The 22,764-nt window shown below is 61.6% G+C and carries 16 protein-coding genes and 3 pseudogenes; 6 read left to right on the plus strand and 13 right to left on the minus strand.

The genetic code is table 11. From position 1 onward, the window contains the following. Positions 1-7 precede the first annotated feature (7 nt). The 4 genes from JSS27_10980 to JSS27_10995 form a co-directional block, all read right to left on the minus strand. On the minus strand, positions 8-322 hold the full coding sequence (locus JSS27_10980) for a hypothetical protein (GenBank protein ID MBS0209471.1): 315 nt from the start codon (positions 320-322) through the stop codon (positions 8-10). A 178-nt stretch (positions 323-500) separates the two neighbouring features. Beyond that, entirely contained in the window at positions 501-1,766 is a 1,266-nt protein-coding gene (locus JSS27_10985) for an aminotransferase class I/II-fold pyridoxal phosphate-dependent enzyme (protein MBS0209472.1), read from the minus strand. A 354-nt stretch (positions 1,767-2,120) separates the two neighbouring features. After that, on the minus strand, positions 2,121-2,864 hold the full coding sequence (locus JSS27_10990; GenBank protein MBS0209473.1) for a hypothetical protein: 744 nt from the start codon (positions 2,862-2,864) through the stop codon (positions 2,121-2,123). 202 nt (positions 2,865-3,066) lie between these two features. Beyond that, complete coding sequence (locus tag JSS27_10995) at positions 3,067-4,452, minus strand: replication-associated recombination protein A (GenBank protein ID MBS0209474.1); 1,386 nt, start codon at positions 4,450-4,452, stop codon at positions 3,067-3,069. 368 nt (positions 4,453-4,820) lie between these two features. Here JSS27_10995 and JSS27_11000 point away from each other — a divergent pair, with 368 nt between their 5' ends. From JSS27_11000 to JSS27_11010, 3 genes are all read left to right on the plus strand, one after another. Further along, positions 4,821-5,555 carry a hypothetical protein gene (locus JSS27_11000; GenBank protein MBS0209475.1) on the plus strand — a complete coding sequence of 245 codons (735 nt, stop codon included), beginning with the start codon at positions 4,821-4,823 and terminating at the stop codon, positions 5,553-5,555. A gap of 147 nt (positions 5,556-5,702) precedes the next feature. Further along, positions 5,703-6,380 carry a hypothetical protein gene (locus JSS27_11005; protein ID MBS0209476.1) on the plus strand — a complete coding sequence of 226 codons (678 nt, stop codon included), beginning with the start codon at positions 5,703-5,705 and terminating at the stop codon, positions 6,378-6,380. A 46-nt stretch (positions 6,381-6,426) separates the two neighbouring features. Further along, positions 6,427-6,999 carry a thiamine pyrophosphate-binding protein gene (locus tag JSS27_11010; GenBank protein ID MBS0209477.1) on the plus strand — a complete coding sequence of 191 codons (573 nt, stop codon included), beginning with the start codon at positions 6,427-6,429 and terminating at the stop codon, positions 6,997-6,999. A 66-nt stretch (positions 7,000-7,065) separates the two neighbouring features. Here the strand turns inward: JSS27_11010 and JSS27_11015 are convergent, their stop codons facing one another. The 9 genes and pseudogenes from JSS27_11015 to JSS27_11055 form a co-directional block, all read right to left on the minus strand. Beyond that, positions 7,066-7,824, minus strand: a complete 759-nt coding sequence (locus JSS27_11015; GenBank protein MBS0209478.1) for a sugar phosphate isomerase/epimerase — start codon at positions 7,822-7,824, stop codon at positions 7,066-7,068. Positions 7,825-8,067: 243 nt separating this feature from the next. Then, positions 8,068-9,867 carry an oligoendopeptidase F gene (gene pepF, locus JSS27_11020; protein MBS0209479.1) on the minus strand — a complete coding sequence of 600 codons (1,800 nt, stop codon included), beginning with the start codon at positions 9,865-9,867 and terminating at the stop codon, positions 8,068-8,070. Between the two features lie 43 nt (positions 9,868-9,910). Continuing rightward, on the minus strand, positions 9,911-11,521 hold the full coding sequence (locus tag JSS27_11025; GenBank protein MBS0209480.1) for an SAM-dependent DNA methyltransferase: 1,611 nt from the start codon (positions 11,519-11,521) through the stop codon (positions 9,911-9,913). A 4-nt stretch (positions 11,522-11,525) separates the two neighbouring features. Further along, complete coding sequence (locus tag JSS27_11030; protein ID MBS0209481.1) at positions 11,526-13,352, minus strand: restriction endonuclease subunit S; 1,827 nt, start codon at positions 13,350-13,352, stop codon at positions 11,526-11,528. Then, positions 13,349-14,275 (minus strand): hypothetical protein, encoded by a 927-nt coding sequence (locus tag JSS27_11035; protein MBS0209482.1) that lies wholly within the window; start codon positions 14,273-14,275, stop codon positions 13,349-13,351. Before JSS27_11035 ends, JSS27_11030 begins: the two co-directional genes overlap by 4 nt. 48 nt (positions 14,276-14,323) lie before the next feature. Beyond that, a pseudogene (locus tag JSS27_11040) lies at positions 14,324-14,527 on the minus strand (transposase). Between the two features lie 411 nt (positions 14,528-14,938). Then, positions 14,939-16,612: pseudogene (locus JSS27_11045) on the minus strand (DEAD/DEAH box helicase family protein). Then, positions 16,595-17,053 (minus strand): annotated as a pseudogene (locus JSS27_11050) (restriction endonuclease subunit R). Before JSS27_11050 ends, JSS27_11045 begins: the two co-directional pseudogenes overlap by 18 nt. A 231-nt stretch (positions 17,054-17,284) precedes the next feature. Continuing rightward, entirely contained in the window at positions 17,285-19,924 is a 2,640-nt protein-coding gene (locus tag JSS27_11055) for a sodium-translocating pyrophosphatase (protein ID MBS0209483.1), read from the minus strand. A 469-nt stretch (positions 19,925-20,393) separates the two neighbouring features. Between JSS27_11055 and JSS27_11060 the strand changes: the two genes are divergently transcribed. From JSS27_11060 to JSS27_11070, 3 genes are all read left to right on the plus strand, one after another. Continuing rightward, positions 20,394-20,975, plus strand: coding sequence for a hypothetical protein (locus tag JSS27_11060; protein MBS0209484.1), 582 nt, complete (start codon positions 20,394-20,396; stop codon positions 20,973-20,975). Positions 20,976-21,060: 85 nt separating this feature from the next. Next, the gene (locus JSS27_11065) at positions 21,061-21,627 is read left to right on the plus strand and encodes a hypothetical protein (protein MBS0209485.1); all 567 of its coding nucleotides are present in this window, start codon (positions 21,061-21,063) and stop codon (positions 21,625-21,627) included. Positions 21,628-21,917: 290 nt separating this feature from the next. Beyond that, positions 21,918-22,628, plus strand: coding sequence for a class I SAM-dependent methyltransferase (locus JSS27_11070; protein ID MBS0209486.1), 711 nt, complete (start codon positions 21,918-21,920; stop codon positions 22,626-22,628). The last annotated feature ends 136 nt before the right edge of the window (positions 22,629-22,764 follow it).

Raw genomic sequence — 22,764 nt, forward strand, 5'->3', positions numbered from 1 at the left:
GAAATCCTCAGCCGGACAGTACTGGCACAAACCAAGTAACACCACCTTCTCCGTTATCCGGGTCGACGTACGATGCGTCGTTCGTCATCAGCAGGACATTGCGATAGCCCGGGTAGGCGCGATTGTCGACTTCATATTGAAGCATCGCTGTGCCAATGTCGCGCATGCGGCCTGCGCACCGATTTTTTTTGGCAACGGATTTCTGTCCGATTTCCGACAGGATTGGGGTGGCGATGATCGCGAGCAATAGCAGAATGCAAATCACCGCCACGATCACGCTCGTGCGGACGTTGCCTTGGCGATTGTTTGGTTTGCGGCGCATGATGGGCCCCGGACTTGGCGTGGTTCGCTCGCTGGCATCTTAACGCGCGCCGGTCGGATTGAAACGTTGAAACGTTGTTGCCGCGCGACGCGTTGACCCTCCCCCAGCCCCTCCCTGCAAGGGAGGGGTGTTTACGTCCCCGGCTCCTTGGAGGCACCGCCGTTATGGAGCCACACCGCTACGTCGTCGCGTAGGGCTGCGTCAACCGATACTGCTCGTGGCTGGCCACGTAGTTCCTCACGCGGTCGGTGCGTGTGATCGCTTGGGTAATGAACGCGACGGCTTCTTCCAAGGCCGCGTCGGGTTCGGCGCAACTGAAACGAATGAATCCTTCGCCGCCGGCACCGAAGCACTCGCCTCCCAGGCACGCCACGCCGAACGCGTCGTCGGCCGCTTCCAGCAGGAACATCGCCAGCCCGTGCGAAGTGATGCCCAGCCGGTTGCACACCTCGGCCACTGATGCGAACGCATAGAACGTCGCCGCCGGAAACGGACACTTGAAGCCCGGCACCTGATCGAGCCGGCCAGCCAGCAGCTCCATCTTCTTGCGGAACTCGGCCATCATCGCGTCGCGGGGCACGGTGTCGTGGTCGAGCGCGGCCGCGCCGGCCCGCTGGACCAACGGCGCCACGCACGACAACGTCGTGTTCAACAACTTGCCCAGCGTGTCGATTACGGCTGTGCTCGACGCCGCAAAGCCCAGCCGCCAGCCGCTCATGCTGTACGACTTGCTGAAGGTGTACGCGGCCACGCACTGGTCGAGCATGCCGTGCTGGGCCAGCAGCGATTCGTGCCGCCCGCGCCAGACCATCTGGTCGTATGGCTCGTCGCTAAAGACGACCACGTCGCGGCCGCGAATCAGATCGGCAATCGCTCGCAAGTCGTCCGCCGTGGCCACACCGCCCGTCGGATTGTGCGGGAAGTTCAGAAAGATGCCGCGCGGCCGTTTCGCTTCGCGCAAGAAGCGGGCCACGTCATCGGCCCGCGGGCGGAACTCGTTCTCGACGCGCAGCGGCGCGTACCAGGGGTTGGCCTCGCGTCGCGCCAGGTTCGGCGCGTACGTGGGAAAGCAAGGAGTGAAGACCAGCACGTCGTCGCCGGCTTCGAGAAACGCTTCACAGAAGAACTGCTCGAACGGCTTGGCCCCCGGCGCGACGACGATTTGCGTGGCGTCGACCGCGATGCGATGCTCGCGCTGCAGATAGCGGGCGGCCGCGGCGCGCAGCTCGGGCGTCCCCAGGCTGGGGCAGTAGTGCGTCTCGTCGTTTTCGATCGCGGCGATGCCGGCTTGCTTGGCGGCCGGGGTCGACGGGAAGGGGCTGTCGCCGATTTCGAGTTCGACCACTCGCTTGCCGGCCGCTTTGAGCTTTTTGGCGACGGCCAGGACGCTGAAGGCGCTTTCGGCGCCGATGTTCGAGGCAAACCGCGTGAACCGAACCGCCATGACATCCCCCACGAGCGTGTGCCGTTGATGTTCGACTGGGTTGATATTCGATTGCGCTAGTATTCGACTGCTAAGTGCCGAGGGAATTATATCCGGTTCGCGCGGTGGGGTGAAAAATGACTGTGACTGGGCCGTGTGGCAACTACCGGCATCGACGCGGCCCGAACCCTTCTCCCTCGGGGAGAAGGTGGCCGAAGGCCGGATGAGGGGCAACGCTGATTCGAGTACAACACCAGCCTGATGCGTGACCCTCATCCGTCGGCTACCGCCGCCACCTTCTCCCGAAGGGAGAAGGGTTTATATGGCGGCTCGCGCGTGACTGTGGCGGCGAAAGTGCGTGTGGCCGCGTGCCAATTACTTCATCGTAATCGCGCGGGCCAGGGGGCGGAGAACCTGGTCGATGACGTAGTTGTCGACCATTTCGTGGCAGATGCGGGCCAGCTTGTCGAGCGTGTCGCCGAACGTGGTGTCGGGGCCCAGGCTACCGTACTGCCGCGCGGTCAGGTAGACGCTTAGTTGTTCCTCGGGGAATTCGCCGGTTCGCACCTGATAGGCGTTGGTGCGCGTCTCGATCGACAATCGGCACTGCGTGCGGCACTCTTCGTCGAGCGCCAGCGTGATCGTCGGCTCGTAGTTCAGCACCGTCGCGCCGGGCACTTCGTGCAAGCGGTCAAAGGCCGGACCAAAGCCGAGCGCCTCGGCCACGATTTGATTCTGGTTGCCGCGATAAGTGAAGTCGAAGCCGAACAGCAGGTCGAGCGCCTCGCAATCCAGCGGGCTGACCGACAGCATGTACGGCGCCATGTCGAGCACCAGCTTATGCTGCTCGAGGGCCGACTCGATCGACGTGGGGTTCACGTGCCCCGAGCAGAGCCGGCGGTGTTCGATCGTGGCCCAGCGGTAGTGGCCGTGATCCTTGTCTTCTTCGAGGACAAAGTCTCCCTTCTCGCGGCAATAGAAATTCCGCATGGTGGGAAACGTCTTTTGGATGCGCTCGAAAAAGTGCAACACGGTCTCGCGAGTGTGCGGCAACTCCATCTCCGTGCTGAGGTTCATGTTGACGTAGAAATCGTCACACACGGAGTTGTAGTCGTACATTGCGAAGACCTTGCAGGTTGGTGATGTTGCGCGGGGCCACAGATCGCGGCCCAGGCGGAAGGCCACAGTATAAGTCGCGCGCACAAGCCGTGTCAAAACACCCGTGCTGGCTTTGCCGCCATCATCATTTATCTGTGATTCAGAGGAGTTCGACCACGACGACACGACGGGCACGACGTAAAGGCGAAAGGTCGTTTTCTTATCATTCCTTACGTCGTGTTCGTTGTGTCGTCGTGGTCGATTGTTCTTCCGCTGTGGCGCTGCGCTCGGCCTCCTTGCCGGTGCGGAGTTTTGCGCGGATGGCCGTTAGGCGTTCGGCCAGTTCCTTTTCAAAGCCGCGTGACACCGGGCGGTAGTATTCGCGATCGACGCCCAGGTAGTCCTGGGCCGAGACCGCGTCGGGCGCGTCGTGCGAGTATTCATAGCCCGCGCCGTGACCAAGTCGCTTGGCCCCGTCGTAATGCTTGTCGCGCAGATGGACCGGCACCGGTAGCACGCGCTGGTTGGCGATGTCCGAGCGGGCTTCGCCGATCGCCACCGTGGCCGCGTTCGACTTGGGCGCGCAGGCCAGGTACGCCACCGCCTGGGCCAGCGTCAGTTGACACTCGGGCAGGCCGACGAACTCGGTCGCTTGCATGGCCGCCACCGCCAACGGCAGGGCGTGCGGGTCGGCATTGCCGACGTCCTCGCTGGCCAGGATGACGATCCGCCGCGCCAGAAAGCGCACGTCTTCGCCTCCTTCGAGCATCCGGGCCAGCCAATAGATCGCCGCGTCGGGATCGCTGCCGCGGATGCTCTTGATCAGCGCGCTGGCGCAGTCGTAGTGCGTGTCGCCGGTCGGGTCATATTCAATCGCCTTGCGCTGCACCGATTCCTCGGCCAGCGCGCGGGTCAGCTCGACGGGGCGTTCGTCGCTCGACAGCACGCCGACTTCCAGGGCCGACAGGGCGCGGCGGGCGTCGCCGTCGCTCGACTCGACCAGGAATTCGAGCGCGTCGTCGTGCAGGTGGACGGGTATCTGGCCCAAGCCGCGCTGCTTGTCGGCCAAGGCGCGACGGATCAGGCCGCGCACGTCGTCGGGTGAAAGAGGCTGAAACTGGAACACGCGGCTGCGGCTGACCAGCGCGCTGTTGATGGCAAAGAACGGATTCTGCGTCGTCGCGCCGACGAGGATCACGCTGCCGTCTTCGACATCGGGCAGCAGCACGTCTTGCTGTGACTTGTTGAAGCGGTGGATCTCATCGACAAAGAGGAGCGTCTTGCGCCCCTCGGCGGCCAGTCGGTCGCGGGCTTGCTCGAGTACCTCGCGCAGCTCCTTGACGCCGGAAGTTACCGCGTTGAGTTGCACAAAGTAGCTGCGGCTGGCCGAGGCCAGCAATCGTGCCAGCGTGGTTTTGCCGGTGCCGGGCGGGCCATAGAAAATCACCGAGCCCAGCCGATCGGCCTTGAGCAGCCGGTTCAGCAGCTTTCCCGGGCCGAGTAAGTGTTGTTGGCCGGCGAATTCATCGAGCGAGAGGGGGCGCATCCGCGCCGCCAACGGTTGAGCCCGCCGGCGATTCTGGTCCTCGCTGGCGGCAAAAAGTGACATGGCAGGGGACTCGATGACGCGGCGGTCGGAAAGGCAACAGGTGGCGAACCGTAGGAAGTATCGGGGCACGGCGTCCGACAGGCAAGGCTCCGCGTCGGCCCAGTCTCGACCGGCGGAAAGCCGCGGCGGGGAACCTGATGATTTTGCTTGCCCGGCGTGCCCCAAAGCGGTTAAATGGAAAGGCTTAGACTTTTCCGCGCTGCCAGCGGCCTTTCCGGTCGGCACGCTACAAGGGGGAGCCGGGCGGCAACTTCCGGAACAGGTTGCCGATGCCCGAGGCTGTGACCGTACGCTGACGTCTCGAAGCACGGCAGGCAAAGCGGTCGGCCGACGATCCATCACATTTATCGAACAAGCGGAGCGAGGCGATGAAACGCATCGGGATTTTGGCGCTGGCAGTTGTGGCGGCTCAGTTGACGGCGAGCGACTTGTGGGCTCAACAAGCTCGTCCTGGCAATAACAACAATAACCGCCAAGGCCAAGGACAACGCCAAGGGAACAACCGCAACCGCCAGGAAGAGGAAGTCAAGCTGCCGGACGACAAGCGGCTGCTCGAAGTGCATCGCAAGTTCGTGCTCGACGCCGAAAAGCTAGCCAAGGAGTACGAAAAGAACAACGAGCTCGAGAAGGCCCGCGTCTGCTACTCGGAAATCGTACGGCTGGTGCCGACCTATCCGGGCGCGAAGGAAGCGATGGAAAAGCTGTTCGAAAAGCAAGCCGGCGCCGAAAAGAAGCAGATGGACATCCAGTCGACCAAGGGCTGGCATGACACCGGCGTAATCGTGGCCGAAGGGAAGCCGTTCCGCATCAAGGCGGACGGGAAATGGACCTTCCGACTGACCGCCGAGACCAACGCCGACGGGATCGAGATTCCCGAAGACCTCAAGGAATTCAACATGGGGGCGCTGATCGGCTATATCGACGACGGCCAGTCCAAGGAAATCAAGCCGTTCCTGGTCGGCGGCAGCTATGAAGGCAAGGCCGAGAAGAACGGCAAGCTGTACTTGGGCATGTACGACGCCGACGGCAGCGACAACCAGGGGCGTTTGAACGTGACCATCACCGGCACGTTTTACAAGCCGAACTCGACCGGTTCGCGCTAAGACGGTTTGCCGCCAGCGCAGATTGGCCGAGAAATCGCGGGAACCAGGGACGGGATCTGGGCGTCAAAACCTTGTGGGGTTGCCGCACGGCAGCCTTGCTGGGTAAGACGGTTCCCTTGGTGTGACCGTGGTGAGGAGGGATTCGCCATGCGTGCAAGCTGTTGGTTCTTGGGCGTTGGGGTTGGCATAGTGGCGGTAGCGGTGGCGTTGCCGGCGTGGGCCGACGAGCCGGCGTCGAACGGTGATTCGCCCGCGGCTGATTCTGCCTTGGTCGATAAACCCGTCGAAGCGCCCACACTCGTGGGCAAAGCTTTGGAGACTACGGTGCGCGCGGCTTTGCGCAAGGCGGCTCAAGCTGGCGCGACGACTGACGAGGCGCTGGTCCGCCAGATGCTCGACCTGTATCAACGGGTGCAAGCCGATCAGTCGTTGCCCAAGGCCCAGCGCGATGGTCTGCGTTTGGCGCTGCGCAGCCGGCTGCAACGAGCGGGCCAGGCGCTGCGTGCCGCTGTCCCCATCAAAGCTGGCGCACCTGTGAATATGCAGCCGGCGGCGAATGTCAAAGCGGCCGGGGCCATCGCGCCGGTCTTCGCCCAGCAACTTGCCCCGGGCGCCGGAGGTGTCGGCGGCCTGCCGAATCAACAGCCGGCGACCTACGGCCAGGACTTGGCTGACTTGATTGAAGAGACGATCCAGCCGGCAAGCTGGGATGTGCAAGGAGGCTCCGGCGTGATTCGCTTCTGGGCCCCCGGCTCGGCCTTGGTGGTGCGCCAGACCGGCGAAGTCCACGGTGACGTCGGCCAGTTGCTGCCGCGGATGCGGTGAACCCTTTAACCCGCGCGGAGCCAGCACGTTGAACGTCACGAGCAGGATGCCGGTTGAGCAAGCGCTGGCCGTGTTGGCCGCGGTGCGCGGTGAACAGATCGTCGTGGCGTCGATGGGGGCCGCCCGCGAGTGGCCTCGGCTGTCGCAGCACCCGCTCGACTTTCAATACCTGCCGTCGGCGATGGGGCAGGGGCCTTTGCTCGGCTTGGGCCTGGCGCTCGCGCAGCCCCAGCGCGAGGTGATCGTCCTGAACGGCGACGGTTCGCTGTTGATGAACTTGGGCTGTCTGGTCACGATTGCCGCGGCGCGGGCGGCGAATTACACGCTGGTCGTGCTGGACAACGGCATCTACGAAGTAACCGGTGGGCAGACGACGGCCGGCTCGGTGGCGCACGTCGACTTCGCGGCGCTGGCTCGCGGGGCGGGCTGGACGAACGTGATTGCCCCACGCGACGTGGAAGACTTCCGCCTTGCGCTCCCCGGTTGCCTGTCACAGCCCGGCCCGCGGTTCATCGCACTGGCCGTGCAACCCACCGCGGGAGATCATCAGTTGCCCAAGCCGGCGTCGATCCCCTCGCGCTGTGCTGCGCTTCGCGAGCGATTAGCAACGAGCGATTAGATAAGGCAATTGCGATCAGGAATTGATGCCTGTTTCTAATTGCTAGTCGCTAATCGCTAGTTGCTCCTAACCAACCATCCGTTCCCACAGCAGCCGGTAGTACTGCATCACGCGAATCGGGTCTTCGGTCTGTTTGCCTTCCTCGACCAGCGTCCAGCCTTTGAACTTCACCCCGTTCAACAAGTCGAACAGCGGCTGCCAGGGGTAGCTGGTGATCAGGTCGTGGATGTGAATCGTCCCCAGCCGATCCTTGACCAGGTCGAAGTTGTGCTGGAGCCCCTTGCCGTTCAGATCGGTCGGGTTGCAGTTCCAGCAAACGGTCGCGTTGGGGTGGGTGGCGACGTCCATGATCGTCTTGATGTTCGGCACTTCTTGCGTGCCGGCCCCGTGTACCTCAAGGCGAATCTGCACGCCGTAGCCGGCGGCGAACGTAGCGACTTCGTTCATGGCGCGGCCGATCTGCTCGAGCGTCTTTTCGACCGGCACGTCCTTGGGCAAGCCGTTGGGGCGGACCTTCACGCCGCCGCCACCACAGTCGTGGCACAGCACCACGAACTCCTTGGTCAGCTCGATGTTCTGCTTGACCACGGCGGGATCGGCCGAGTGGTACTCGCACGCGCTGCCGAGCCCGACCAGGTCGACGCCGCTGTCGGCGAAACGCTTGGCCACTTCGCGGCGCTCGTCGGCTGACAGGGTGGGCTCGACGCCGTGCTTGTGTCCCGAGCGGAGTTCCACGCCCTTGAAGCCGGTGAGCTGGCAATTCTTGATGACCGTGGGGAGATCCCAATTGGCGCCCCACATGTACGTGACCAGACCGAGTTCCATGGCGATGCTCCGGGCGGAAGTGGGGGTGTTGCGGGGTGGGGGAGTGGGGGCGTAACGGTCGCTGTTCGGTATTCTGGGCAGGCGACGAGAGGGATGCAACGGGCCGGAGCCAAGCAGCCACGGGGGTGGCCCAGCCGCTTGCGGCTGGGTCGCGTCAGCGACAAGAAGACGTTTCTCGGCCCGGTCGCACGTTTTTCTTGTTGCTCGCGCAACACGGCCGACGAGCGGCCGTGCCATCCGAAGCTAGAGCAACGAATCAAGCTCGTCGACCAGATGGTCAAACCGCGCCAGCGCCGTATCGACGGCGTGGGGTTGTTCCATGTCGACGCCGGCGCCACGTAGCAAATCAAGCGGATCCTTCGAGCAGCCGCCGCGCAGAAAGTTCAAGTAGTCGTTCAGCTCGCTCTTGCCACCCTGGGTGACGCGCTCCGCCAAAGCGATCGCCGCCGACAAGCCGGTGGCGTATTTATAGACGTAGAAGGCCCGATAGAAGTGCGGGATGCGGAAGCATTCGAGCGACAAGACATCGTCGATCGCGAACTTGGGGCCGAAGTACTGGTCGAGCAACTGGCGATAGACTTGGCGGAACGAGCCGAGCGTCAGCGGCTGGTGCGCTTCGGCCAGGGCGTGGGTCAGCTTCTCGAACTCGGCGAACATCGTCTGGCGAAAGATCGTGCCGCGGATCGAATCGATCTCGCGATTGATCAGGAACGCCCGCTGCCGGTCGTCGCGGGCGTGGGCCACCAGGTGCTTCATCAGCAACTGTTCGTTGAACGTGCTGGCCACTTCGGCCACGAAGATCGTGTAGTCGTAGTACTGAAACGGCTGCGACCGGGCCGAGTAGTACGAGTGCATCGAGTGGCCCGCTTCGTGCGCCAGCGTAAAGACGTGATCCAGGACGTTGGCCTGATAGTTCATCAAGATGTACGGCTCGCCGTCGAACGAACCGCTGCTGAACGCGCCGCTTTGCTTGCCGCGATTCTCGTAGCGATCGCACCAGCGCCCGCGCAGGCCCGCCGCCAGGGCCGCGTTGTACTCCGCTCCCAACGGCTGCAAGGCTTCGATCACCACGTCGACCGCGCGGTCCCAGGGATAATGCGTTTCCAACTCCGACAAGATCGGCACGTAGGTGTCGTAGTGGTGGATGTCGCGGAGCTTCATCTTGCGCCGCCGCAGCTCGTAATACTTGTGCAGCGACGGCAAGTAGCGGTGGATGCTGCCGATCAGATTGTCATAGACCTTGGCTGGCACCTTGTCGGGGAACAGAGCCGCGGCCAGGGCGCTCGCATGGTTCCGCGCCTGGGCGTAGTAAACGTCCCGATGGATCGAGCCAGCCAGCGTGGCGGCCAGCGTGTTTTCGTGCGCCGCGAACTGGGCGTAGTACTGCTCGAACGCGGTGCGCCGCACGTCGCGCGACGGCGAGTGCAACAGGGCCGAGAACGAAGCGTGCGACAGCTCGACGGTTTGCCCCTTCTCGTTCTTGACCGTGCCGAACTTCAAGTCGGCGTCGTTCAACTGGCGAAAGGCCTGGCCCGCGGCCGAGGCCATCTCGCCCTGCATGGCCAACAGCTTTTCCTCGCCGGGCGTCAGTGTGTGGGGCTGGTAGCGGATGATCCGCTCGAGCAGCAGCCGGTAGGGCTTGAGTTCGGTCGACGCCAAATACTTCTTCAACTTGGCCGCCGGCAGCGCCAGAATCTCGGGGCGAAGGTACGCCGCCGCCTGGCCCAGCCGGCTGCTGGCGCCGCGAAACCGCGCGGTCATCCCCTGGTACGTGCTGTTGGCGGTGTCCTCGGCCGACTTGAGGAACGCATAGCCGCCGATCCGCTCGCCGGCCCGGTCGGTGTCGAGGTCGTACTTCAAGCAGGCGGCCAGCGCCTGGGGGCCGTCCCCCAAGTGCCCCTGGAACTTGGCGAAGCCGGCGGCGCGCTTTTCCCAGCGCGTGAACGCCTTTTCCCAGGCGGCATCGTCGGGGAATAGCAGCGTGAGATCCCAGGTGTCTTGGGTCTTAACGTCTTGGCGAGCAGGTAGTTTGGCGACGGGCATGGGGAAAAGAGGGGCTGGGGGTTAGGGGCTAGAGGCTAGTGGGTCAGTGGTCCGTGGCATTCACTTTTTCCGCGATGGCCGTGAACTGTTCCAGCGCGGTCTGCAAATCGTCCGCGATTTCCTGGGCCAGTACATCCGGGTCGGGCAGATCGTCGGAGTCTTCGAGGCTCTGATCCTTGAGCCAGAAAATGTCGAGGTTCGCCTTGTCACGCTTCATCAGGTCTTCGTAGTCATACGAGCGCCAGCGCCCTTCGGGATTCTTCTCGGCGTCCCAGGTCGCCTTGCGGCGCTGCCGGCTGGCGGGCTTGTAGCAGGCCACGAACTCGTCGAGGTCCGCGCGTTGAATTGGATTGGTCTTCTGCGTGAAGTGCATGTTCGTGCGCAGATCGTAGACCCAGAGGGTCTTGGTCCAGGGCTTTTCCTGGGCGGGCTTGGCGTCGAAGAACAGCACGTTGGCCTTCACGCCTTGGGCGTAGAAGATGCCGGTTGGCAGTCGCAACAGGGTATGCACATCGCACTGCTTGAGCAGGTTGCGGCGCACGGTTTCGCCCGCGCCTCCCTCGAACAGCACGTTGTCCGGCACCACGATGGCGCAGCGCCCGTTGACCTTGAGCAGCGTTTTGACGTGCTGCAAAAAGTTCAACTGCTTGTTCTTGGTCGAGGTCCAGAAATCCTGCCGCTCGTAGGACTGGTCTTCCTTTTCGAGATCGCCCGCCTCGTTCACGACGGCGATGCTGCTTTTCTTGCCGAACGGCGGATTGGTCAGCACCACGCTGAACCGCTCGTCCGGATCGCTCGCCAAGCTATCGACGCCCGACCTGATCGGACACGTAGAAGTAGAAGCGGCATCTTGCCGCTTGGCAGGCGTCTCTGCAACGCGACTAGAAGTCGCGTCTACGCGCTTTGTGGGCATCTCGGAAACGCGGCTGGAAGTCGCGTCTACGCCACCGTCGATGCCGTGCAGGTACAGGTTCATAATGCAGAGCCGCGCCGTGTTCGGCACCAACTCCCAGCCTCTCACGAACTTGGTCCGCAGGTGCTTCTTCTGGTCCTTGTCGAGCGACCGGCCCTGATGCTTGGCGACGTAATCGTAGGCGTTCAGCAGAAAGCCGCCCGTTCCCGCCGCTGGGTCGCAAACCGTGTCGTCGGCGGTCGGCTGCACGCAATCGACGATTCCTTTGATGAGTTCGCGCGGCGTGAAATACTGGCCCGCGCCCTTCGGGCTTTCCGCCGCGCTCTTGGCGAGCAGCCCTTCGTAAATGTCCCCCTTCACGTCGGCGTCCATGCTCGACCACTTTTCCACGTCGATCAGATCGACGATCAACCGGCGCAGCGTGGCCGGGTTCTGGATTTCGGGTCGGGCCTTCTTGAAGATTTCGCCCAGCATGCCGGGCTGCTTGCCAAGTTCTTCGAGGATGTGCCGATAGTGGGCTTCGAGTTCGTCCCCCTCGCGCTTGAGCAGGCTTTCCCAGCCATACTTCGGCGGCACGATGGGCGCGCGGTTATAGGGTGGCTTGGTCTGCTCGTCGGCCATCTTGAGAAAGAGCAGAAAGGTGATCTGCTCGGTGTAGGCCAGGTACGAAAGGCCATCGTCGCGCAGCACATGCGCGAAGTTCCAGGCTTTGTTGACGATGTTTTGGGAATCAGAACTCATGCTCTCACGTAGAAGCGGCATCTTGCCGCTTTCTGCCAGGTTTTTTTCTGGGTATTTGTGTTGGTGGTATCTGAACTGTTCTCGCGGACGATGCGTTTCGCCGCTTTCTGCCAGGTTTTTTTCTGGGTATTTGTGTTGGTGGTATCTGAACTGTTCTCGCGGACGATGCGTTTCGCCGCTTTCTGCTAGGTTTTTTTCTGGGTATTTGTGTTTCTGGTATCTGAACTGTTCGCGCAGGCGATGCGTTTCGCGGCTTGTCGGAAACGCGGCGGGACGCCGCGTCTACTAAAATCGCGCTCGCGGGTTCGTCGTTCGGGTCTTGGGGGACGAGCTTTCCCTCGAAGGCTCGCTTGAGGATGCTTTGCCGCAGGCGAGAGGCGCGGAGCAGGTTGGCTTCGATCTGCTTTTCGGCGGCGGTGATCAACGAAAGGTGTGCCTCGACCTCGATGACGATTTGCTTTTGTTCATCAATCGGCACTAGCGGGAAGGGCAAAACGGAAAACTTCGCCGCGCTCAAATGGTTGATCCCCACCCCAGCAGAAACTTTGGCAAAGAGCTTGCTTCGGTAGTAATGACGAAAGACCGTCAATGGATACTCGCTTGGAATCCCCTCTGGACGAAGACGGATCACCGTATTCTGAAAACAGCAGTCCTCGATCTCGCCGTTCCATAAGACAGGTTTCCCCACCTGATCGGGACTCCCCGATGCTTCTGAAAGAAGAATGTCGCCAGGATGAAGGCGATACGTCTCCATTTCTCGCGGAATGAACTCCATGTCGAGAACATCTGACAAATCCAACCCTGCTTCGGTTAGATTGGCGGCTCGAATGTATTTCGTCGGATACTTGTTGCTCCGGTTCTTTGGCGAGCGTTGACGGCCAAGTTGAACTTGGCCGAGTTGTTGCACACTCGCCCAGCACCAGCTTGCGGGGAGTTCTGGCAGGTCGGTTGTGTCGGGTGGGGCTGGCTCGACGTATTTGGCCTTCCAGTTCTTTGGGGGTTTCTTCTTCGTAGAAGCGGCATCTTGCCGCTTTTCTTGAACGCGGCGAGACGTCGCGTCTGCTTGCGCGAACTTGGCGAGTTGGTCGGCTTCCCACTTCTGGCGGCGCTCGATCAGGATGCGTTCGAGCAGCTTCGACGCCGGTTCGACAGTAGTAGTAGACGCGGCATCCTGCCGCGTTGGTTGGTCGCTGGAAACGCGGCTGGAAGCCGCGTCTACGTGATGGTGATGGTGCTGGGCGCGCCAGGCGGCGGTTAGCTTGCCTTCGACCGCCGCTTTCAGAACGGCGGCGCGGTAACGCTTGAGATTCGCCTTGGCCCGTTCGAGCGCCGCCACCCCGGCATCGAGATCGGAGAACAGTTCTTCGATTTTGGCAACGATTCGATTCTGCTCGTTGAGTGGAGCTATGCAAAGCGGGATTTTCCGCATGGCTCCTTGAGTAAGTTTTAGTCGAGTCGTTCCATTGGCAAATGGTCGATAGTCCGTGCAATTCAGGGCATGAAGCAAATAACGGTTGTCTAGGACGCCATTCATACCGTGGAGAACATGCGCGTGATTATTGACCCACGACTTTCCTTGCACCCGATATGCTTTTGGCTTGGTCGGATCAAAAAAGGGAGCGCCATCTTCCCCAAGCAAAATGAATTCGCCATCCATAAGGTAATTGTCGATCCAACCGACTTGTCCAGTCGCACCATAATATGGATAGGGACCGGGCCGTGTAGCACGCTCATCCGAGTTGACAGGCTGGCGTAGATCGTCTCGAACAACCACGACCTGCTCAAGCAAAGCGTTTGCCCATCCTTTCGGCAATCCATTCGATTCGCTCATGCCGCCAACCTCAGGTTGAGTTCATCGAGGATGCCGGAGAGCTTGTCGCCAAACAGTTCATACGCGCGGCCCAAGCCGCCGATGGTGTTGAACGGCACTTCTTCGAGATCGTCTTGTTCGATGGCGAGGCTGCTGGCGATGTGGTCCTTGATCGCGTCGAGCCAGCGGCGCTGATCGGCGGTGAACGTGACGCCCGCCGACTGCTTTTCGCTCAGCCACGTCTGATACCGCTGCTCGACGGTCATGCCGACCGGCGCCAGCGGCGTGTCGGGGTGAATGGCGTGCCGCACCAGGGCGATCACATCGACCAGCATCAGCTTGCGGCTCGTCGTAGAAGCGGCATCCTGCCGCTTTAATTGTTGGTTCTGAATGCGGCTGGAAGCCGGATCGGGCGGATTTTCAATGCGGCTGGAAGCCGCGTCTACTTGTTGCTTTAATTGTTGGTCCTGAATGCGGCTGGAAGCCGCATCTACGATAACGGGGCTGGAAGCCGCGTCTACGAGTTCGAATGCTTGCCAGAGGCGCGAGAGCGATTCAGGTCGCGCAGGATCGACGAAGAACGGCGGCTGGTTGAGCTTGGCGGCTAGTTCCTTGACGTGCCGGAAGCGCAGGCCCGCGCGGTAGGGCTGGCTGTACAAGACCTGGAGCGCCTCGATCTCGTCCTTGTTGTCTTCGATGAACTGGCGAAAGCTGGTGAGCATCGACTTGGCTTTTTCGAGCGCCGCCGCGTCGAAGCCCGCCCGCAGGAGTTGATCGGGCGTTTGTTCGTCGATCACCTGTTCGAGCGCCTGCTTGGCGCCGAGGATCATGTTGCGCAGCTTGGGGTTGAGGAACGGCTTGAGCGCGGCGCGCATGCGCTCTTGTTCCACTTGGGCAACCTGCTGTTCGCTGGGTTCCCAAGTAGATGCGGCGTCCCGCCGCATGGCCAGGTCGCTCGACAAGGTGTACGTGTCGTCAGCCAACCCCACGGGGTTGTTCTGGATATAGAGTTCGATGCGTTGGAGCGCGTCGGGCGAGCGAACGATATGATCAAACGATTCCTTCTGCCAGAACTGTCCCTGTTGTTGGAGCAGCGCGTTGATTTGCTTTGCCGTAAATGATTTCCAAGAGTGGAGAATGCTCGACAATTCGTGACCGGCCAGGGGAGTTAGCACGACATGGACATGATTGGGCATGACCACCCAGGACCGCAACTCATAGCGTTGGGATTGGAAGTGCAAGAGGGCGTCAACCACGATTTGGCGCACGTCCCCGCGGGCGAGCGAGCAGGCTCCGTAGCCGGCGTCGAGCCAACCTTGAATGCGTGCGGAAAATCGCCGATGGTATTCCCGCCTGGTTTCAGGTGAATGAGGCTCGGGATGTTGAGCGAGCCACGCTTCGCGTTCAGCGATCCAAAGGGCAAGTTTGTCTTGCGGCAAACTGTCGGCCAGACGAAAGGTAACGAAGTACGTTGCTCCTTCCTGCCGCCAATGCGGTAAATTGCCGTCGAGATTCGCGAGCGGTTCCGCCGGATCGAAATAGCCGATCAGGGACGCGGAATCTTGCAGTGCTGGGTGAAAGCGGCAGGATGCCGCTGCTACGGTTTCGTCGGCGTCGATGCTATGTAGCAGGTCGGCGCTCAGGGTGGCCAAGTCCTTGCCGCCAGCGGCTTGCTCGATGCGAACCTGCTGATCTCCGTCGAGTTGTCGTTCGAGCCGGGCCAATCGTGACGCCAGCGTGGAAACCACGTCGGGATCGGCGGCACCCGCGGCCACGAAGTTCAACAGTTTGTCGAGCGGGACCGAGGGTTGACGGTCGAGGGGCTTGGTAGCCGATTTTTCCTCTTCGCAGACACCGACGGCATCAATAATGACGAAGTGCGTCTTGTGCTTGGCGTCGGGGGTGACGCTTTGCAGCACGTCGGGATCGACGACGCGGCAGCCGCGCCCTTTCATCTGCTCGAAGTAGGAGAGCGACCGGATGTTCCGCATGAAAACCAGGCATTCGAGCGGCTTCACGTCGGTCCCGGTGGCGATCATGTCCACGGTGACGGCGATGCGGGGATTGTACGAGTTGCGAAAGTCGGCCAAAAGTTCTTCGGGTTTCTTGCCGGTGCTTTTCGACGTGATCTTCTGGCAGAAGTCGTTCCCCTTGCCGAATTCCTCGCGGACGATTCGCACCACGTCTTCGGCGTGCAGGTCGGTCTTGGCGAAGATCAGCGTCTTGGGGACTTCGGTGCGGCCCGGAAAAATTTCGGGGAGCTTGTCCTTAAACGTGCGGACGACGAGGCGGATTTGGTTCTCGGCCACCACGTCGCGGTCAAGCTGGTTGGCCGTGTAGGTCAGGTCGTCGTCGAGTTCCTTGTACTTTCGCTGCTTGGTGCGCCGATCACGAAGCGGAGTAAAGATGCCTGGTTCCTTGACGAGCTTCGCCCCCTGGGCCGTGATCTTCGTTTCGATGCGATACACGTCGTAGCCGACGTTGACGCCATCGACGACGGCTTGTTCGTGCGAATAATCTTGCACCAGGTTGCCGTTGAAGAAGCCGATGGTCTGGGTCGTGGGGGTGGCCGTCAGCCCGATCAAGAAAGCGTCGAAGTAGTCGAGCACCTGCCGCCAGATGTTGTAGATGCTGCGGTGGCATTCATCGACCACGATGAAATCGAACGTCTCGATGGGAATCTTGGCGTTGTAGACGACGGGCAGCGGCTCGCGTAGAAGCGGCATCCTGCCGCTTTCAACGCGGCTGGAAGCCGCGTCTACATCCGCCTCGAATAGCGAGCCTTCCTCGTTTTCCTCGAGGTATTCTTCCTCGCCCTTGAGCATCGAGTAGAGCCGCTGGATGGTCGTGATGCAGACCTTGGCGGCGGGGTCGATGGTGTTCCGCTTCAATTGCTGGACGGAGTATTCCTCGGTGAGCTTGTAGCTGTTGAGGGGGCTGACGAATTGCTGGAACTCGTTGAGCGTCTGCTTGCCCAGGTTATTGCGGTCGACCAGGAACAGGATGCGCTTGGCCTTGGCGAACTTGATAAGCCGGTAGCAGAAGTTGACGGCGGTGAACGTCTTGCCGCTGCCGGTGGCCATTTGGATCAGCGAGCGCGGTCGGTTCTCGGCCAGCGAGGCTTCGAGGTTGTTGATGCTGTCGATCTGCACGCGCCAGAGTTGTGTAGACGCGGCTTCTAGCCGCGTAGTTGCGTCGGGGGCAACGCGGCTAGAAGCCGCGTCTACGAGCATTGCGTCGGGGGCAACGCGGCTGGAAGCCGCGTCTACGAGGGGCGGCATGTTGCGCAGCAGCGTGCGAACCTGGTCGTCGAGCTTGGCGAGCCGGATCAGTTCTTCGGGCCGGTGGAACGTGAAGACTGGGCGGCTGCGCGCGTTGGGTTCGAGCGCATTGGTGAACTGAGTTGCCGTGCCCGTCGATTCGTAGGCAAAGGGGAGCGGCAGGTGGTAATGGGGCAGCCCCTTCGGCAGCCCATCGACGTATTTGCTGGACTGTGTCTCGACGCCGGTGAGCGGGTGGCCTTCGGGCTTGGCCTCGACGACGCCGATGGCGCGGGCATCGGCATAGAGCAGGTAGTCAGCGAAGCCGGTTTTGAGGGGGAACTCCCGAATGGCCACCCCCAGGCCCGCCGCGATGTTCATGTCGGGGCGTGACTGCACGATCCAGCCAGCCTGTTCAAGCTGCTGGTCGATCTTCTGGCGCGCTATTTCTTCGGGCGTCATAAGCCTCGGACCCACCTGGGGGCCGGCGACCGACAACGCGACTCGCCCCCCTTGTCCCACTCCTGCGAGATTTGCAGTTTCGCCAGTCTAGCAAGGGGACTTTCCAGCGGCAAACTGGCGACGATGCGCAGCCGCTCGGTGGCGATGGTTGATCCGCGACAGCCCCCTGGGCTTGGGTGTGACGTCTTTCTCTTTTGTCTAATCGCTAATAGCTAACCGCTAATCGCTCTTTTACGTCTTCTCTGGAATTCGCATCGAGTAGAACGAGCGCCAGACGAAGACCATCGCGATTGCCAGCATCAACACGCCGACATAGGGAATGTAATCCTTGACCGAGTCGGGAGCGGCCGCGTTGGCGTGCTCGGTGGCCTGCTTGGTCTTGACCGCGATCTCCACCGCCAGCAGCCCGAACAACGTCGAGAACTTGATAATCGGGTTCAAGGCCACCGAGGTGGTGTCCTTGAACGGATCGCCGACCGTGTCGCCGATGACCGTGGCGGCGTGGAGTGGCGTCCCCTTTTCGCGCAAATCGACTTCGACCAGCTTCTTGGCGTTGTCCCACGAGCCGCCGGCATTGGCCATGTAAATGGCCTGGAACAAGCCAAACACCGCGATCGAAATCAGGTAAGCGACGAAGAAGTTCGGGTCGAAGAACGCGAACGCCAGCGTGATGGTCATTAGGGCGATGAAGATGTTCCACATGCCCTTCTGGGCGTACTGGGTGCAGATGCGCACGACGGTGATCGAGTCGTTGATGTCGGCTTCTTTCTTGTCGAGGTTCATGTTCCGCTTGATGTACTCGACCGCGCTGTACGCACCGGTGGTCACCGCCTGCATCGAAGCGCCCGAGAACCAGAACACGACGGCGCCGCCGCACATAAAGCCGAGCAAGACAGGCGCGTCGGTCAGGCTCAGGTGCAACATGCCGGCTTTGCCCAGCAGCAGGATGATCGAGAAGATCATCGTCGTCGCGCCGACGACGGCGGTGCCGATGAGCACCGGCTTGGCCGTGGCTTTGAACGTATTGCCGGCCGAGTCGTTCGCTTCGAGGTAATGCTTCCCTTGTTCAAAGTTCGGCACAAAGCCGAAGTCGCGCTTGATCTCTTCGCTGATGCCGGGAATGTGCTCGGTCTGGGCCAGTTCGAACACCGACTGGGCGTTGTCGGTCACCGGGCCGTAGCTGTCGACCGCGATGTTCACCGGACCCATGCACAAGAAGCCGAAGGCCACCAGGCCGAAGGCGAAGATGGAGCCGACGCCCACCAGGGGCTGCCCCTGCATGAGTTCAACCATCATCAGATCGTTCAGCCCCTGCAAGCTGACGAAGTAAGCGCCACCCATCAGGCCGGTGATCAGCATGCCCATCCAATAGGCACTGAAGTTGCCCGCCACGATGCCCGAGAGAATCGTCAGCGACGCGCCGCCTTCGCGGCTGGCCGTGACAATTTCCTTGACGTGCTTCGAGTGCGAGCTGGTGAAAGCCTTGGTCAATTCGGGAATCAGCACGGCGGCCAAGGTGCCGCAACTGATAATGGTGGCCAATTGCCACCACAGTTCCGTCTGGGCCACGCCGTTGACGCTCAGATCCCGAATCAGCAGCCAACTCATCCCATAGGACGTGCTGATGCACAGGATCGAGGCAATCCAGATCAACCGGGTCAGCGGCTGTTCAAAGTCAAATTCCTTCAGGCCGCGGTACTTCTTCTCGGAGATCGCCTGATTGATGAAGTACGACACGCCCGACATGAAGTCCATCAGGAATCGCATGGCGAAGATCCACACGATGAGCTTCGATTGCAGGTCGAGGTAGCCGGGGCCGGCCGCCTTTTCGGTGACCGCCAGGGTGATGAACGAAATCAGCGCCACGCCGGTCACGCCGTAAGTCTCAAAACCGTCGGCCGTGGGGCCGACGCTGTCGCCGGCGTTGTCACCGGTGCAGTCGGCGATCACGCCCGGATTGCGCGGGTCGTCTTCCTTGACGTTGAAGACGATCTTCATCAGGTCCGAGCCAATGTCGGCGATCTTGGTGAAAATACCGCCGGCAATGCGCAAGGCCGACGCCCCCAGCGACTCGCCGATGGCAAAGCCCAGAAAGCAGTAGCCGACAATTTCGCGCGGCACGAACAGCAAGATGATGACCATCATCACCAGTTCGAGCGAAATCAGAAACAAACCCACCGACATGCCGGCCCGCAATGGAATGTTCACCACGTCCCAAGGCTCGCCCTTGAGCGAAGCGAACGCCGTCCGGCAGTTGGCGTAGGTGTTGACGCGAATGCCGTACCAGGCCACCCAGAACGAGCCGCCCATGCCCACCACCGAGAACAGCAGCACCAGCGCGACCGTGGTCAGGGGGCTGATGGCGCCGGGCTTCGGCGGTCCCTCTTCGTGGCTGAACCCCAGCAAGTAATAAGTCATGGCACAGGCGATCAACGCCCACAACATCAACAAGAACTTGCCTTGTTGCAGCAGGTAGGTCTTGCAGGTTTGAAAAATCACTTCCGCCACGTCGAGCATCGACTTGTGGGCTGGCAGGGCGTGGATCTGCTTGCGCAGAAAGAGGCTGATGCCCAGCGTGCCGCAGATGACGAACGCGCCGTACAGCAACAGGTTCCAAGCCGAGATGCCGCTGTTCGGGTCGCCCGGGCTGGTGAAGAATCGGCCGGCGTGCAAGTCGGGAATGGCTAGATCGGCTTCGCCGGCGAACGAGGCGCCGGCCGCGAGCCACGTTCCAAACACCGCCGCGGCCAGCCAGGCGGCGCGCGAGAGCGCGCCGCGCTCGATCGAACGACTTGGCGGTTGAGCGGTCGTCTTCTGGGGGGCGACCGCAGGCCAAAGTCGGGAAACAGTCCTAGCCACGAGCGCTTTCATGGAAACTCCTCTGATGATCGGCAGGTGTCGGATGCGTGGTTCGATGCGAGTACCGGAGGATGGGGCACAATCCCCGGGAAGGCCGCGCTGCGTCGTCCTCGACGCAAACTGCCCGAGCCCCCCGCGTCGCCGACCCAGCGCTAGGCCCCGTCGGCAACGAACTCCCCCCGTTGTTTGGTTCGCATAGCGTAAAGGGATTGTGAACAACTCGCAATTGGGTTGTCGGGCGAAGCTGCGACGTTTTTATTGCAAAGGTTGAGTCGAGACTTTCGAGCGGCGCAGCCCAAGCCCAGGGGGCTCACCCCCTGGGAGTTTTTTTCTGGTGCGATGAAATCGCGGAAAAGTCCCGGCGGGCCCTCGCCGCGCGCCAGAAAGCGCGACTGGCAGCGGACTTTACGCTGGTCTAAAGTGGGCCAAGATCGGCAGATTCGCCGCCGACAGGCATTCCAAGAACGCAACGGGCAACACCATGGATCAGCTGCAGCCATCCAGTAAGTCGGTTATCCCCACGGTCTTTGGGGCGTTGAACATCGTGATGGGACTGTTGGGGTTGTTGGGGGCGGCGGTCGGTATTGCCAGCCTGTTCTTTTGGGACGTGTTGAAGAATGACCCGTCGATCAAAATCATGCGCGCGAGCGCCGTGCTGCGCGTGTTCGGCATCACCGTACCGGTGTTGTCGCTGTTGGCGTCGATCGCGCTGTTGGCCGCCGGCGTGGGGCTGTTCCAGATGCGCGACTGGGGACGCCGGGTGACGATCGGCGTGGCCTGGTACGACATCGCCAAAACGGTGCTGACGCTGGTCCTCTATACCCCCCTGTTTTGGGTGCCCCTCTATGAACATGCCCAAACCGTCGAGGACCGCGCTCAACGCTTTGGCCTGATCGGTGGCATCTTTGGCGGCATCATCGGCATCTTCATCGCCCTGATCTTTCCGGTCTGCGCCCTCTACTTTCTGACCCGGCCCAATGTGATCGCCACGCTCGAAGGCGCGCGCGACCCCGGCGCTGGCTACGCCCGACCAGAAACCGGTAATCCGTATCAGAGTCCGTGAGGAGAAGTTGCGAGTTGCTGGTTCCTAGTTGCTAGTGAAGAAGGAACCTGCTGATCAATCGAGCCCCTAGCCCCCGTTTGCCCCCATGTCAAAAAGCTCCATTCCACTCGTGTTCGGTCTGTTGAATCTGCTCTGGGGGGCGCTGGGGCTGCTGAGCGCTGTGACAAGCGTGTTATGGTTGTTCTTGATGGGGATGAGTGGTGGCACCGAATACAGCACGCAACTGATGCGTGAAAGCTCCGTGCTCACCTTGGTTAGCGGGCTGGGAGTTGCAGTGGGCTTGGTGGCGTCGTTGGTGCTCATTGTCGCGGGCGTTGGGCTGCTGAAAGAGCGTGCGTGGGGCCGTCGCTGGTCAATCGGCGTCGCCTGGTGCGACATTAGCACGGCCGCCATATACGCGGTGAGCTATCTTCCCTTGTTTTGGCTTCCCTTGGCACAGCACGCTGGCACGATCGACGATTCAAACCTGCGGTTCAGCGAGTGGTTCTCGCTGATCGCCAGCATTCTCACAGTGCCGATTTCGCTGATTTATCCCGTCCTCACGCTCTACTTTTTGAACCGCCCAAACGTGCTGGCCCTGCTCGATAGCTCGCGCGACCCAGGTGCCGGCTACGTTCGGCAAGAGACCGGCAACCCGTATCAGAGTCCGTGAGGAAAGGTTGCTAGTTGTTGGTTCCTAGTTGCTAGTGAAGAAGGAACCCGCCGACCGCTCGATCGTCTAGTCGGGTTTCCAAACGTCGCTTAAAAGTGGTGAATAAGAAATTGCCTTCTCTAGCAACTAGGAACCAACAACTAGCAACTTCTTTTCAACCAGCAACCAGCAACTTTCCATCCCCCATGCTCGACCGACCTGCTTACTCCGCCGCTCACGAACATAACCGCCGCGCTTGGAACGAGCGCGTCGAGCAACGCGCGCGGTTCACGCGTCCGGTCGATGACGAGATGGTCGGCCAAGCCCACTCGCACATCGATGGTCGCTGGCTCGGTGACGTGCGGGGCAAGCGGCTGTTGTGCCTGGCCAGCGGCGGCGGCCAGCAAAGCGCCCTCTATGCCGCGGCCGGCGCGATCGTGACCGTCGTCGACATCAGCGCGGCCATGCTCGCCCTCGATCGCCAGGTGGCCGAGGAGCGGGGCATCGACTTGCAGATTGTCGAGACGTCGATGGACGATCTGTCCATGTTCGCGCCGGCCAGTTTCGACGCGGTCATCCATCCGGTTAGCACCTGCTACGTGCCCGACATTGGCGCGGTCTATCGCGAGGTGGCCCGCGTGATCTGCGCCGGCGGAGTGTACGTCAGCCAGCACAAGCAGCCCACCAGCCTTCAGGCTTCGACGTTGCCCCACGGCGGCAGCTATACGATCGACGTCCCGTATGAAAGCCGCGAGCCGTTGCCCCCCGTGGTGGGCAGCTTGCATCGCGAGGCGGGGACGCTCGAGTTCATTCACCGCTGGGAGGACGTGCTCGGCGGGCTGTGCCGCGCCGGGTTCGTGATCGAAGACCTGGTCGAGCCGGGCCACGGCAAGCCCGACGCCGAGCCAGGGACGTTCGCCCATCGCAGCCGCTGGATTCCGCCGTATGTGCGCATCAAAGCCCGCCGGACGGGGAGCGCCGCCGCGCCGTCGTCGGCCGCCTCGTCGCTTTGGACGCCCTAGTTCTGAGGCGGGGTTACAAGGCACGGAACCTTGAGTTGGCGTTTGATGATTGTTTCCAAGCCGGCGGCTCTGCCGCCAAAATCGGTGGCAAAGCCACCGGCTTGGTGAATACGATTTAACCAGCCGGCTAGTTAAA

The organism is Planctomycetota bacterium (genome assembly GCA_018242585.1).
Classification (GTDB): Bacteria; Planctomycetota; Planctomycetia; order Pirellulales; family PNKZ01; genus JAFEBQ01.

Excerpts from the sequence above, each read along its gene's own strand:
- JSS27_10980 (MBS0209471.1), bottom strand. The coding sequence starts at position 322 with ATGCGCCGCAAACCAAACAATCGCCAAGGCAACGTCCGCACGAGCGTG.
- JSS27_10985 (MBS0209472.1), bottom strand. The coding sequence starts at position 1,766 with ATGGCGGTTCGGTTCACGCGGTTTGCCTCGAACATCGGCGCCGAAAGC.
- JSS27_10990 (MBS0209473.1), bottom strand. The coding sequence starts at position 2,864 with ATGTACGACTACAACTCCGTGTGTGACGATTTCTACGTCAACATGAAC.
- JSS27_10995 (MBS0209474.1), bottom strand. The coding sequence starts at position 4,452 with ATGTCACTTTTTGCCGCCAGCGAGGACCAGAATCGCCGGCGGGCTCAA.
- JSS27_11000 (MBS0209475.1), top strand. The coding sequence starts at position 4,821 with ATGAAACGCATCGGGATTTTGGCGCTGGCAGTTGTGGCGGCTCAGTTG.
- JSS27_11005 (MBS0209476.1), top strand. The coding sequence starts at position 5,703 with ATGCGTGCAAGCTGTTGGTTCTTGGGCGTTGGGGTTGGCATAGTGGCG.
- JSS27_11010 (MBS0209477.1), top strand. The coding sequence starts at position 6,427 with ATGCCGGTTGAGCAAGCGCTGGCCGTGTTGGCCGCGGTGCGCGGTGAA.
- JSS27_11015 (MBS0209478.1), bottom strand. The coding sequence starts at position 7,824 with ATGGAACTCGGTCTGGTCACGTACATGTGGGGCGCCAATTGGGATCTC.
- pepF (MBS0209479.1), bottom strand. The coding sequence starts at position 9,867 with ATGCCCGTCGCCAAACTACCTGCTCGCCAAGACGTTAAGACCCAAGAC.
- JSS27_11025 (MBS0209480.1), bottom strand. The coding sequence starts at position 11,521 with ATGAGTTCTGATTCCCAAAACATCGTCAACAAAGCCTGGAACTTCGCG.
- JSS27_11030 (MBS0209481.1), bottom strand. The coding sequence starts at position 13,352 with ATGAGCGAATCGAATGGATTGCCGAAAGGATGGGCAAACGCTTTGCTT.
- JSS27_11035 (MBS0209482.1), bottom strand. The coding sequence starts at position 14,275 with ATGCGGCGGGACGCCGCATCTACTTGGGAACCCAGCGAACAGCAGGTT.
- JSS27_11055 (MBS0209483.1), bottom strand. The coding sequence starts at position 19,924 with ATGAAAGCGCTCGTGGCTAGGACTGTTTCCCGACTTTGGCCTGCGGTC.
- JSS27_11060 (MBS0209484.1), top strand. The coding sequence starts at position 20,394 with ATGGATCAGCTGCAGCCATCCAGTAAGTCGGTTATCCCCACGGTCTTT.
- JSS27_11065 (MBS0209485.1), top strand. The coding sequence starts at position 21,061 with ATGTCAAAAAGCTCCATTCCACTCGTGTTCGGTCTGTTGAATCTGCTC.
- JSS27_11070 (MBS0209486.1), top strand. The coding sequence starts at position 21,918 with ATGGTCGGCCAAGCCCACTCGCACATCGATGGTCGCTGGCTCGGTGAC.